Source organism: Shewanella sp. 1311 (assembly GCF_059338235.1).
This window is the reverse complement of sequence record NZ_CM181686.1, coordinates 1,152,934-1,165,881: the sequence shown is the minus strand read 5'-3', so window position 1 is coordinate 1,165,881 and position 12,948 is coordinate 1,152,934. Positions and strand designations below refer to the sequence as shown.

At 48.2% G+C, this 12,948-nt stretch carries 12 protein-coding genes; 4 read left to right on the top strand and 8 right to left on the bottom strand.

Annotation, left to right across the window (positions count from 1 at the left end; translation table 11 throughout):
• Positions 1–393: 393 nt before the first annotated feature.
• The 3 genes from AC5YB3_RS05285 to pepA all read right to left on the bottom strand — a co-directional run bounded on the left by AC5YB3_RS05285 (position 394) and on the right by pepA (position 5,646).
• A complete protein-coding gene (locus tag AC5YB3_RS05285) occupies positions 394–3,270 on the bottom strand; it encodes a valine--tRNA ligase (protein ID WP_259569561.1) in 2,877 nt (958 codons plus the stop codon).
• A gap of 20 nt (positions 3,271–3,290) precedes the next feature.
• Positions 3,291–3,794, bottom strand: coding sequence for a DNA polymerase III subunit chi (locus AC5YB3_RS05280; RefSeq protein ID WP_071938331.1), 504 nt, complete (start codon positions 3,792–3,794; stop codon positions 3,291–3,293).
• Between the two features lie 343 nt (positions 3,795–4,137).
• The gene (gene pepA, locus AC5YB3_RS05275; RefSeq protein WP_006082597.1) at positions 4,138–5,646 is read right to left on the bottom strand and encodes a leucyl aminopeptidase; all 1,509 of its coding nucleotides are present in this window, start codon (positions 5,644–5,646) and stop codon (positions 4,138–4,140) included.
• A 243-nt stretch (positions 5,647–5,889) separates the two neighbouring features.
• Between pepA and lptF the strand changes: the two genes are divergently transcribed.
• Together lptF and lptG are read left to right on the top strand one after the other, a co-directional pair.
• Positions 5,890–7,002 (top strand): LPS export ABC transporter permease LptF, encoded by a 1,113-nt coding sequence (gene lptF / locus AC5YB3_RS05270; protein ID WP_494526704.1) that lies wholly within the window; start codon positions 5,890–5,892, stop codon positions 7,000–7,002.
• Positions 6,999–8,057 carry an LPS export ABC transporter permease LptG gene (gene lptG / locus AC5YB3_RS05265; RefSeq protein WP_006085768.1) on the top strand — a complete coding sequence of 353 codons (1,059 nt, stop codon included), beginning with the start codon at positions 6,999–7,001 and terminating at the stop codon, positions 8,055–8,057. Before lptF ends, lptG begins: the two co-directional genes overlap by 4 nt.
• Before the next feature lie 127 nt (positions 8,058–8,184).
• Here the strand turns inward: lptG and AC5YB3_RS05260 are convergent, their stop codons facing one another.
• From AC5YB3_RS05260 to AC5YB3_RS05240, 5 genes are all read right to left on the bottom strand, one after another.
• Positions 8,185–8,694, bottom strand: a complete 510-nt coding sequence (locus tag AC5YB3_RS05260; RefSeq protein ID WP_006082594.1) for an RDD family protein — start codon at positions 8,692–8,694, stop codon at positions 8,185–8,187.
• Positions 8,695–8,748: 54 nt separating this feature from the next.
• Positions 8,749–9,006 carry a DUF2960 domain-containing protein gene (locus AC5YB3_RS05255; protein WP_006082593.1) on the bottom strand — a complete coding sequence of 86 codons (258 nt, stop codon included), beginning with the start codon at positions 9,004–9,006 and terminating at the stop codon, positions 8,749–8,751.
• A gap of 29 nt (positions 9,007–9,035) precedes the next feature.
• Positions 9,036–9,386: a DMT family protein gene (locus AC5YB3_RS05250; RefSeq protein WP_006082592.1), complete on the bottom strand. Its 351-nt coding sequence runs from the start codon at positions 9,384–9,386 to the stop codon at positions 9,036–9,038.
• Positions 9,383–9,880: a GNAT family N-acetyltransferase gene (locus tag AC5YB3_RS05245; protein ID WP_006082591.1), complete on the bottom strand. Its 498-nt coding sequence runs from the start codon at positions 9,878–9,880 to the stop codon at positions 9,383–9,385. Before AC5YB3_RS05245 ends, AC5YB3_RS05250 begins: the two co-directional genes overlap by 4 nt.
• Positions 9,881–10,060: 180 nt before the next feature.
• Positions 10,061–11,566: a carboxypeptidase M32 gene (locus AC5YB3_RS05240; RefSeq protein ID WP_494526703.1), complete on the bottom strand. Its 1,506-nt coding sequence runs from the start codon at positions 11,564–11,566 to the stop codon at positions 10,061–10,063.
• 63 nt (positions 11,567–11,629) lie between these two features.
• On the opposite strand from AC5YB3_RS05240, the gene AC5YB3_RS05235 reads away from it, so the two are divergent.
• Both AC5YB3_RS05235 and AC5YB3_RS05230 read left to right on the top strand, forming a co-directional pair.
• Positions 11,630–12,196, top strand: a complete 567-nt coding sequence (locus AC5YB3_RS05235) for a DsrE family protein (RefSeq protein ID WP_494526702.1) — start codon at positions 11,630–11,632, stop codon at positions 12,194–12,196.
• A 106-nt stretch (positions 12,197–12,302) separates the two neighbouring features.
• Positions 12,303–12,938: a YqiJ family protein gene (locus AC5YB3_RS05230; RefSeq protein ID WP_006085764.1), complete on the top strand. Its 636-nt coding sequence runs from the start codon at positions 12,303–12,305 to the stop codon at positions 12,936–12,938.
• The last annotated feature ends 10 nt before the right edge of the window (positions 12,939–12,948 follow it).

Below are 12,948 nucleotides of genomic sequence, written 5' to 3'. Positions count from 1 at the left end.
CTTGTGCCGAGAGTCTATGACGACATTAGGTATCGATGTCAGCACTCAATGTCAGCTCTCTCAGTGCAGCCTCGAGAGGTATTAGCTGCTTTTTGGTCTGCATGTGTGTTGTTTGCTCATGCAGGCAGTGATGGGCGACTTGTGAGCTCATGAGCGATAGACCACGGGGAGTGATTAAGATGAATGGTGAGGTGGTTTCAACGCGGTGCAGTAAGTTAAAGGGCAGTGTTGAGAATGGGTTTGGATTTAGTACTGCATCTGGCTCAAAAGCGAAGATGAAGGCTCATAATCGCTCATAGATTGTGCGATATAGATACAAGAAGGGCAGCCTAGTGGCTGCCCTTCATTCAGTTAAAACCAATCATAACAAGTGAATCAGAGTAAATGAGAAGCTTAAGCTTCTAACTTAGCGAACTCTGATTTTTGTTCGTTGAGCTTGTCCATGTCACGCTTGAGATCGGTCATCTTAGCGCGCTCTTTGTCGATAACCTCGGCTGGAGCTTTTGCCACAAAACCTTGGTTCGACAATTTGCCTTCGATGCGAGCGATCTCTTGGCCGAGCTTTTCAAGCTGTTTGTCGATACGGGCCATTTCGGCGGCGACATCGATTAAGCCTGCCATAGGGATCAGCAGCTCCATTTCGCCAATCAAACCTGTGGTCGACATAGGCGCAGTTTCGCCATCGGCTAAAATGGTCATGCTTTCTAAGCGGGCAAGTGTGGTGAAGAAGGTTTGGTTGGCTTCAACACGGGCTTTATCTTGTGCGCTAACACCACGAAGTAGGGCATTTAGCGGCTTAGATGGGGCAATGTTCAGTTCGGCGCGAATGTTACGCACGGCGACAATCACTTGCTTAACCCATTCTAAATCGGCCATTGCAGCGCTATCGACTTTAGCGGCATCAAATGTTGGGAACGGTGCCAGCATGATGGTATCACCAGCGACACCCGCTAACGGTTTAACGCGCTGCCAGATGGTTTCTGTGATATACGGCATCATAGGGTGCATCAGGCGTTGCATCGCTTCGAGCACTGTCACTAAGGTGTGACGGGTGCCGCGCATTTGTGCTTCAGTGCCGTTTTGCAATACCGGTTTAGTTAATTCTAAGTACCAGTCACAGAACTGGTTCCAAGTGAACTCATACAGGGTATTGGCTGCTAAGTCGAAACGGTAGGCTGTCATGTGATCGTCAAAGGTCTTAACGGTTTGATTGAACAAGCCAATAATCCAGCGATCGGCCAACGACAGTTCCATCTCGCCGCCTTTGTGCTCTGGTGAGCCTGGGCCGCAATCTTGATCTTCTGTATTCATCAGCACGTAGCGTGAGGCGTTCCATAACTTGTTACAGAAGCTACGGTAACCGTCTAAGCGCTTCATGTCCCAGTTGATGTCACGACCCGTTGATGCCATTGCCGCAAGCGTAAAGCGCAGTGCATCTGTGCCGTGGGCTTCGATACCGTCGGCAAATTCTTTGCGAGTGCTCTTTTCAATCTTGGCTGCTAGTTGTGGCTGCATCATGTTGCCGGTACGTTTTTCAACTAAATCTTCAAGTCCGATACCGTCGATCATATCTAATGGGTCGAGTACGTTACCCTTAGATTTTGACATCTTGTTACCCGCTTCATCGCGGATAAGGCCGGTCACGTAGACAGTTTTGAACGGGACTTGTGGCTTGCCGTCTTCATCTTTGATGAAGTGCATGGTCATCATGATCATACGGGCAACCCAGAAGAAGATGATGTCAAAACCTGTCACCAACACGTCGGTTGGGTGGAAGGTTTTTAAATCTTCTAAATTGTCAGGCCAACCTAAGGTTGAGAAAGTCCACAAGGCTGAGCTGAACCAAGTGTCCAGTACGTCTTCGTCTTGGCGCAGTGTCATTGAGTCGGCGATATTGTGCTTAGCACGGACGTCGGCTTCGTTGCGGCCGACATAGACTTTGCCGTTTTCGTCGTACCATGCAGGGATGCGGTGACCCCACCACAATTGACGCGAAATACACCAGTCTTGAATGTCACGCATCCACGAGAAGTACATGTTCTCGTATTGCTGCGGCACAAATTTAATGCTGCCATTTTCAACGGCTTCGATAGCGGTTTTCGCCATTGGCGCAACAGCCACATACCATTGGTCGGTTAGCATTGGCTCGATAACCACACCTGAGCGATCGCCGTAAGGCACTTTCAAGGCATGAGGTGCGATTTTTTCGAGCAGACCTAAGGTGTCAAATTCGGCGACGATAGCATCGCGCGCTTTAAAACGGTCAAGTCCGGCAAAACGTTCTGGCAGGCTGCCATCGAGCGTTTTGTTGAAAGTACCGTCAGAGTTCACCACTTCGGCACTTGCACGAATGGCGGCATCTAAGGTCAGTACGTTGAACATTGGCAGGTTGTGACGTTTACCGACTTCATAGTCGTTAAAGTCATGGGCAGGGGTGATCTTTACACACCCTGTACCAAAGGCCATGTCGACGTAATCGTCGGCCACGATAGGAATGCGGCGGTTAACAATCGGCAATAGAATAAACTTACCGACTAGCGCTTGATAGCGTTCATCATCGGGATGCACTGCAACTGCACTGTCGCCGAGCATGGTTTCTGGACGCGTGGTAGCGACTTCTAAATAGTCTTTACCATCGGCAGTCAGTTCACCGTCGGCCAGTGGATAACGCAGATGCCACATGTGGCCCTGTTTTTCTTTGCTTTCCACTTCTAAATCAGAGATAGCCGTGTGCAGCTTTGGATCCCAGTTGACCAAACGCTTACCGCGATAAATCAACTCGTCTTCGTACAGACGTACAAACACTTCTTGCACGGCCTTAGATAAGCCTTCATCCATAGTGAAACGCTCGCGGTCCCAATCAACCGAAGCGCCCATACGACGTAGCTGCTTAGTGATAGTGCCGCCCGATTGCGCTTTCCATTCCCACACTTTATCCATAAAGGCATCGCGACCTAGGTCATGACGATTTTTGCCTTCTTCGGCTTCAAGCTTACGCTCAACCAACATTTGGGTGGCGATACCCGCATGGTCAGTACCGACTTGCCATAGGGTATTTTTGCCTTTCATCCGTTGGTAACGGGTCAAAGTATCCATAATGGTGTCTTGGAAGGCGTGGCCCATGTGCAAGCTGCCCGTCACGTTTGGTGGCGGGATCATGATGCAATAATTGCCTTGGGATTCATCACCGTGTGGCTTGAAGTAACCTTGCTCTTCCCAGTTTTGGTAAAGAGTTTGCTCGATGGACTGCGGATCGTATGTTTTTTCCATGGGAACGTGTCTGTCTCAAACTAATTAAGTGGATGTGTTGCTAAGTCTTGGGTCTGTAAATTGACCCCTAAGCCGCGATACTGTCGATAACGTTCGCGAGCGACCGCTTTATGCTGATCGTCATTGGCAACAAAATCGATAATGTGGCCAAAGTTTACCGCAAATGGGGGCGCTTGGTCTGCAAGATTAATCAGAACTTGGCGACTTTTGTTGGCGCCGAGGCGATCAAAACCAATTTCTACCGGCGATCCCGTCATCGGGCCTTCACCTTTGAGGTTATGTGGCACAAAAGCACTTGGCTCAAACTGCCATAAAAGTTCATCAATCGCATGGGCTTGCTGCTTATCTTGGCAATGGATATAGACCCATTGTTGCTTCACAAAAGCCTGCTGCGCTAGTTGGCATGCCAGAAGATGCATCTCGCAAAGTGCAGGGTTTGCATTCGCGGTTGCAACAGGTGAATCAACCTTGGCCTTGGCAGGTGATGCCACTGGCGGCATGAGATAAAACAGCACTTGAGTCATGATTTCAATGCCTTGCTTCACTTGTTTTAGTGGCGAACGAAAGCAGCAGTTTACACTAAAAGTCAGTATGGGTTAATGCTTGGGGCAAACCTTACGCTGAGCTTTTATCTATCACTGTCTTGCGGGGCTTAATGGGATGCTTTCAAGTCGCTTTTGATGACTTAGGTTTTATTGTTATCTGTTGAAAATATTATTTTAATAGCATCAGTTTTCTAGATTTTCTAACTTAAGCCCTTATCCAGGAAATTGATTTTCAGAATAAAATAGCGAATAAAAAAGGCGAAGATTTTCATCTTCGCCTTTGATTTATCTGCTCTTTAAAACACTAAGACCAGATAGTCGGCTATTCGCCGAGTTCAACGCCTGCACGATTGATCAGGAACTGAGTCAATAGTGGCACTGGACGACCGGTAGAACCTTTGTTAGCACCGCTATTCCAAGCCGTACCCGCAACGTCTAAGTGAGCCCAGTTGTACTTTTTAGCAAAGCGCGAGAGGAAACATGCTGCTGTGATAGCACCTGCTGGACGGCCACCTAAGTTGGTCATGTCAGCAAATGGACTGTCGAGCATATCTTGATATTCATCCCACAATGGCATGCGCCATGCGCGGTCACCACTTTGCTCACCCGCACTTAATAGCTCGTGTGCCAGTGGGTTATGCGATGAGAACAGACCCGATGCGTGTTTACCAAGGGCAATCACACATGCGCCAGTCAGAGTCGCTGTATCGATAACCAATTCAGGATCGAAACGCTCAACATAGGTCAACACGTCACACAGAACTAGACGGCCTTCAGCATCGGTATTTAACACTTCAACGGTTTGGCCTGACATAGTGGTCAGAATGTCACCTGGACGGTAAGCATTACCCGATGGCATGTTTTCACAGCCAGCCAGAATACCCACAACGTTGATAGGTAACTTCATGTCACAGATGGCTTTCATGGTGCCGATAACACCCGCTGCGCCGCCCATGTCGTACTTCATTTCGTCCATTGCTTCGCCAGGTTTCAATGAAATACCACCCGAGTCGAAGGTTAACCCTTTACCGACTAATACTATGGGTTTCTCAGTACTATCGACAGCGCCCTTGTATTCCATCACAGTCATGATGGATTCGTTGGCACTGGCGCGACCGACTGCAAGGTATGAGTTCATGCCCAGTTTAGCCATTTGCTCTTCACCAATAGTGGTGACATGCAGTGTGTCGTGTATTTCAGCCATTTGGCGAGCTTGAGAAGCTAAGTAGGCTGGATTACAGATGTTAGGTGGCATGTTGGCCACATCGCGACATAAGTGCATGCCGGCAGACACTGCCATACCATGCTCGATGGCGCGCTCACCTAAGGTTAATTCACGGCGAGTCGGGACATTGAACACTAATTTACGCAGTGGACGGCGAGTTTCACCTTTGCGGGTCTTCAGGGCATCAAAGCTGTAAAGACTGCTATTGGTGGTTTCAACCGCCTGACGTACTTTCCAATAAGTATCGCGGCCTTTCACGTGCAGTTCAGTCAAGAAGCAAACCGCTTCCATTGAACCTGTTTCGTTAAGGGTGTTGATTGTCTTAGTGATGATTTGTTTGTATTGGCGTTCGTCTAGTTCTCGTTCTTTGCCACAACCCACTAATAATACACGTTCACTCAATACGTTAGGAACATGGTGCAGCAACAACATCTGGCCAGGTTTACCTTCCAGATCGCCGCGACGCAGTAGGTTACTGATATAACCTTCGCTAATTTTATCTAATTGCTCCGCGATACCCGACAGACGACGGGGTTCATAAACACCGACCACGATACAGGCTGAGCGTTGTTTTTCGGGGCTACCGCTCTTTACGCTAAACTCCATGAGCACTCCTAGATTCTTAAAGACAAATTTTTATATTTATTGGATAATGTCTGCTTGTCCCGAAAAGGGCCTAAGTTATTACTCCAAAGGTGATTTATTCTCGGCGCTTGAGTCACGCATTTCGTGACGTTAAGTTTACCTAGAACCCCTGAAGCTGGTCAGAAAACTATCAAAAGTAAACAGTTTACATGAAAGTTAGTCTGTTACCAGCAAAAAGATAAGTTTAGAGACCGGATCCTGCCTGTGATTGTATTTACATACCTTATTCGAGAAGTTTTAAAGGCACAAATTGCGGTACTTTTAGTGCTGTTAACTATTTTTATTAGCCAGCATTTCGTGCGTATACTGGCCGATGCCTCCGACGGCGATTTTCCCGCCTCTTTAATCATGACCCTGATTGGGCTTAACTTGCCTTATCTGGTGATCTTAGTCCTGCCGTTAAGTTTGTTCTTGGGGATTTTACTGGCCCACGGCCGTATGTATTCCGAAAATGAAATGGTCATTCTCCACGGTGTTGGGGTCAGTGAGTGGTATGTCACCCGCGTGACGCTGATTCTTGCCGTGATCAATATGTTGTTTACCGGCTATTTATCCCTTTATGTCGCCCCTTGGGCAGAAGAGCAGCAAAACCAAGTGCTCGAAAAAGCCCAGTCCGAAGCCGGGCTTGCGGCCTTAGTACAAGGGCGTTTTCAGGCGAGCCCTAATGGCCGCGCGGTATTATTTGTCGAACGTATCGGTAAAGATAACGAGTTAGATAAAGTGTTTGTGGCCCAGTTGCCAGACCCTGATGACGAAACCGGCGTCACCAATGTGGTGGTGGCCAAAGGTGGGCGAGTGCAGGAAGATAGCTCTGGTGCCCAGCAATTAAACCTGAATGATGGCGTACGTTATCAAGGCAGCCCGAAGGCGAAGGACTACCAAATGATCGAATTTGGTGGTTATAAAATGCAAATTAAAGAGCAGCAAGTCGACGAGCGTCGGCGTAAGTTATCTGCGCTGCCCGTCGATGAACTCGTAAAAATCGAAGGGGCGGAAGCCGTTGCCGAATTCCATTGGCGTCTTGCCATTCCGCTGGCGATTCCGATCATGACCTTGATTGCGGTGCCACTGGCGCGGGTGAATGTGCGTCAGGGTAAGTTCGCTAAAATGTTCCCTGCAGTACTCTTGTACCTTGGCTATTTTGGCCTCATGGTCGCCGGACGTAAGGCATTGCAAGATGGGATTATTCCACTGTATTTAGGCATGTGGTGGATCCATATTTCGGCTCTCTTGATGGGGCTGTTCTTGCTCGGCAAAGATAGGCCTATATTTAGTCGTATCTCGACCCTGTTTGCCCATAAGAAGGTGGCGGCATGAAGATATTAGACCTTTATATCGCCAGAGTATTGTTAAGCACTTCAGCGCTGTGTTTGCTGGTGTTGACTGGCTTGTCGGGCATCATTAAATGGGTTGACCAGCTGCGCTTAGTCGGTCGTGGCACCTATAGCATGATGGATGCGGGCATCTATGTGTTGTTTTTAGTGCCACGGGACATCGAAATGTTTTTCCCTATGGCCGTGTTGCTGGGCGCATTGATTGGCATGGGAATGCTGGCATCGAACTCTGAACTTGTGGTGATGCAAGCTTCTGGCATGTCACGTTTGCAGATCACTATGTCGGCGATGAAAACCGCTGTGCCCTTGATGTTGCTGGTGATGGTGTTAGGGGAATGGGGCGCACCGATTGCCGAGCAAAAAGCTAATGAGTTGCAAGCCATTAAACTCTCAGGCGGGAGTTTAATTAAGTCCCATCGCGGTATTTGGGCAAAAGACGGGGATTTGTTCGTGAACATTGGTGAAGTTGAAAACATCAATAAACTCAACAATATTACGCTTTATAAGTTCAATAGCGAACTTAAGCTCACCAACGTAGTGCATGCGGATCGCGCGGTGTTTTCCCAAGACCGCTGGCGTTTATTCGATGTCAAACGTACCGATTTAAGCTATGAGAAAGTCGTGCTTGAGTATCTGGAAGAAGATCAATGGCAGTCGAGTTTAACGCCGGATAAGCTCAGTGTAGTTTCGATTAAACCTGAGGCGTTATCTATCCGCGGTCTGGTCGGTTATCTCGATTACCTTAAAACCAACAGCCAAGATCCGAGCCGTTATGAGCTAGCGCTGTGGCGCAAGGTGATGCAGCCAGTGACTGTCGCTGTGATGATGTTAGTGGCACTGTCGTTTGTATTTGGGCCGCTGCGAACTGTGACTATGGGCGCGCGGGTATTGCTCGGGGTTGTGGCGGGTTTCAGCTTTTATATCAGTAATGAGATTTTTGGTCCTATGAGCATAGTGTATGAGTTACCTGCCTATGTGGGGGCTGTGGCACCAAGCTTGCTGTTTACTGGTGTTGCCTTCTATTTTATCCGGCGATGATACTCATCTTATTACTCCCTATTTAGTTTATAAGAATAGTTTATTAAGAACAGCCCATAAAAATAGCCCATAAAAAACGACGCTTTTGCGTCGTTTTTTTATGCTGACAATTTACTAAAAAGTAAGTTTAGGCGCCGTGCCAGTTACGCATTTGGTTGGCTTCTTTAGACAATACAACCACTTCTGAGCGGGTCATACTATCTTGCAGGGCAAGCTTGTTGCCATTGATGAGGATCCACAGATTACCAATGCCGAGCAGTGACCAAACGATACGCGCATAGGCCGTGATCATGCTTAAGTTTTGGCCGTTTGGATGTTGGATCTTAAGCCGCCAAGCGCGCATCCCTAAGGTTTGACCGCCCTTACTCCAGAACAAGGCGTAGAAAGTGCCGACACACAAGACGAGCCAGAGTTGGTAAATACCGTGGTAAATCGGTGTGCCATTGAGCGCGTCAGAGACATGCTCAAAGCCATTCATGCCAGCCAATCCTGAAGCGGTAAGGCCGTAGAAAATGCCAAAGCCCACAGCGCCAGAAACCATATAAACGGCCACAGCTAACAGCGAATCGTAAACGGCAGCACCTAAGCGGCGAAAGAATCCCGCACGGGGAAAGTTAGCATGTTCGGTATTGAGCATCACAGTGTCCTGTTTTTAAAGTGCTTAAAGCGAATACAAAAATGAATATCCTGCCTAGGCTTCGGGTTCTTCGTCTCTGACAAAGTGGATATTGCTAAAGCCAAAACGGGCAAATTCTACTTTTCTGAATTCTTTTTCAGCCTTAGCACCCTTGCGCGACGTCATGGCGACTTGTTGCTCCATGGCTAAAAATTTGGTCAGATCGATGCCTTCGGCTTCGGCCACGGCTTCATATAAATCATGGTGTTTATCGTAGCTAAAGGCGATGGTTTTAGTCTTACCTTTGAAGGTATAAGTGACTTGACGGGCCATGGGGGAGCTCTCCTGAAATAAGTCTGAAATTAATTAAATTCACTTCTAAAAATAAAATACACAGCACCTAATATGCACAATCCTGCCCACAGATAATCGAGCTTCAATGGCTCTTTCATATAGAAATAGGCAAAGGGGACGAACAGACTTAAGGTGATGACTTCTTGTAAAATTTTTAACTGGCCGACATTCATAACCGTGTAACCGATACGGTTAGCGGGCACTTGCAGCAAGTATTCAAATAGGGCGATGCCCCAACTCACTAAGGCGGCGATAATCCAAGGCTTTGAGCCTAAGGTTTTCAAATGCCCGTACCAAGCAAAGGTCATAAAGATATTGCTCAAGCAGAGTAAACCGATAGTGGTCAGGGTTGGATTCATCTTTCATCTCTATGATTAAATTTATAAATCATATACATGGCATCGTCGGTATAACTGCCAAGGCACTTGTCTATGGCCTGAGGCTTAAAGCCCATTTTTAGCCAATAACTGTCGGCGCCTTGAACGGCAACGAGGGACAAGGAATTGAGATTATATCGATCCGCCAGCAGTGTTAAGCGGGTGAGTGCTTTAGCACCGGCGCCTAAACCTTGGGCTTTGGCTGAAAGCGCAATATCGTGCAGATATAAAGTATCAGCCTTAGGTAAATGGGTGATGGGCTGATAGAGCGCTGGCGGCATATTGGTGGTCCAAGGGTGAGCCAAGCAATAACCGACAACTGAGCCATTTACTTCGAACACAAAACAGGACTGTGGCGATACCTGCCATTTACTTTGCAGCACGTGCAATGGCTCAGGATCCAGTTGTGAGTAACACTCATCTTGGATTGCTAAAATGGCATCCCAATCCTGTGGGGTGATTGCTCGCAGTAACATGGCCGACAATTATCCTGTTTCAAAAGTCCTGTTGAAGGAACTCCGTTGAAAGAGTCCTGATTCAAATAAGCTCGGCATTATAACCTCAAGCGGCTTTAAAATGCAGGCATCAGCGGCAATATAAAGCGCTTTAAAACCCGTATAAACTGAGCTTTCAGCGCTTTTAAGTGTCAGCAGCGGTTAAATGCCCAGATATCGTTGGCGCAGGTGACGCTCAAGATATTGACCATTTAAGGTTTCGCCCGTTGCTTGGCGGATCAGTTCATCGGTCGTGAGCAAGGATCCCTTTGACCAAATGTGCTCGCGCAGCCACTGGAATACCGAGTCCAACTTGCCTGCGTCGATTAGGGCTTCAATCGGCCCTAAGGCTTTTTCCATTGCAAAGCGACATTGGGCGGCATACATGGCGCCTAAGGTGTAACTTGGGAAATACCCTAGCTCACCGACAGCCCAATGGATGTCCTGCATACAGCCGTCGCGATAATTGCCATCGGTATTGATCCCCAGTAATTGTTGCATCTGCGTCGACCAAAAATCAGGTAAATCATCGACGGTTAAGCTGCCGTCGACAAAGGCTTTTTCCGCCTCAAACCGCAGCAAAATGTGGCAAGGATAGGTGACTTCATCGGCGTCGACGCGAATAAGTCCGGGATTTACGCGGGTATAATGTTGCGCTAATTCTTGGGCACTGAAATGACAGTTAAGATGCTGCGCGATTTTAGGCTGCAACTGACGTAAAAATGCCGGATTTGCCCCAAGCTGCATTTCGCAAAATAGACTTTGGCTTTCGTGGACGCCCATAGAACGTGCAAGCCCAGCGGGTTGACCGCGCCACGCTTGAGGTAAACCTTGCTCGTATCTGGCGTGGCCTGTTTCATGAACTATGCCCATGATTGCGCTACTGAAATCGGCCTCATTGTAGCGGGTCGTTATCCGCACATCGCTTGGCACGCCGCCACAAAATGGATGGCTACTCATATCCAGCCTGCCGTGATTAAAGTCAAACCCTAAAAACGCCATGACGTCACGGCCAAGGGCTTGCTGCGCGCTGATATCGAAGGGGCCATTGAGCACAAGCTTTGGTTCGTTTGCCTGCTTAGCCAGCACTTCTTGGATGAGTGTCGGTAGCCAATCTTTCAGGCCGCCAAAGGTTTGTTCCAGCTTTGCCGTGGTCATTCCCGGTTCAAATTTATTAAGCAAGGCGTCATAGGGTGTGATATTTTGCGCTTCGCCGCGGATCTGCGCTTCTTCCTTGGCAAGGTCGATGACCGCTTTTAGATTGGGCTTAAAGCCCAGCCAATCATTATTTTTACGCTGCTCGCGCCACGCATTCTCACATTGATAGGCCATCTTGGTTTTGGCTTGTACTAGGTCGCCTGGCACTAAGTTGGCCTGTTGATACTGGTACAGTATTTCCCGCAGATTGGCTTCTTGCTCTGTTGAGAGAGATTCGTCCGCCGCGCCGTGTAAGTGCTCGGCTAAGGCGGCTGAGGTTTTGAGACCGTGGATATGCAGCGCCAGTTCTGCCATTGCATCGCCGCGGTCTGGACCACCGCCCATGGGCATCATGGCCGCTTGATCCCAGTCAGCCAAAGCGCTGAAATGTTCAAAGTGAGAAATTTTCTGGAAATGTGCCGTCAGTTTGTCGTAACTTGGCGTTGGTACTTTAGTCTTAGGTGTGCCCATGGGATTTCCCTTCTGGCGCATAAAACCTGCGCGAATAAATAACAATAACAGGATGATAATACAATGAAGTCAAAATCATATAGCACTAAAACGCTAAAGGCCGCGCTGTGCCTGACCCTTGCCGCTATCGCTTCGACGGCGCAGGCGGGGGCCGATAAATTTGTTGCAGGGCCTGCTATTCCTGAGTTTGGTCAGATTGCCAAAGTCGACAGCATGATGGCCATTCCTAAGGGCATGAAGTTTAAAGTGGCTTTTGATATGAGTAAGGCGGCCGATGTGGGCAAGACGAATCGTCAGCTCGAAAGTTTAGCCCGTTTTATCAATATGCATGTGGCGGCAGGCGTTAAAGAAACGGATATCGAACTGGCTATGGTGGTGCACGGTGGCGGTATTAGCGATTTAGCAGATGATGTTTTTTATGCCAAGCAGCATTCAGGTGCCGTAAACGCCAATCGCACTTTGGTTAAGGCTCTGGTTGATCACGGCGTGAAGTTTTATATCTGCGGACAGAGCGCCGCTTATTTTGATTTAACCAATACCTCATTATTACCTGGTGTTGATATGGCATTATCGGCGATGACAGCCCACGCTATTTTGGCGCAGCAGGGTTACAGTGAAAATCCATTTTAGGGTAAATTTTTAGTTTGGAAATAAGGCTTGGCTTGCTATTCTGTGGCGCATAAGTCGATAATTACAGTGAAATAAATGGAATGCTGTATTGTTCAAGGAGATGACTATGTGGGCGTTTTTAGTTGAACAGCCTAATTTACCTTACACCATAGCTTTTGCCTGTGTTCTGGCCCTCGGTGTGTTTGAAGCCTTCGCGTTAGTCATTGGCTTAAGCATGATGAGTGCGCTAGACCAATGGGTGCCTATCGATGCGGATTATGACGCAGATGTGAGCCCCGGCGGACTTACTGGCATTGCCGGTTGGCTGTGCCTCAATCGACTGCCGTTATTGATTTGGTTTGTGCTCGCGCTGACCAGTTTTGCGATAGCGGGTTATATCGTCAATTTTATCAGTTTCAATGTCGCTGGCCTTTTACTGCCGCAATTGTTCACTTTACCCATAGCCATAGTTGCGAGTGCCTTTTCTTGCCGTTATTTCGGTCGAGTGCTGGCCGAACATCTGCCCAAAAATGAATCGAGCGCGATTTCGCTTGATGATTTGAGCGGCTATGTCGCGACTATTACCTTAGGCTGCGCCATCAAAGGCATGCCTTCCGAAGCCGTTGTGCGTGATAAACACCAACAAAAACATTACGTCTTAGTCGAGCCTGAAACCTCGGGCATCGAGTTTGCCTCTGGCACTCAAGTAGTGCTACTTAAGCGTGAAGGCCGTGTCTGGTCTGCTACGCGTTTTGATAATTAATCGTCCCCAG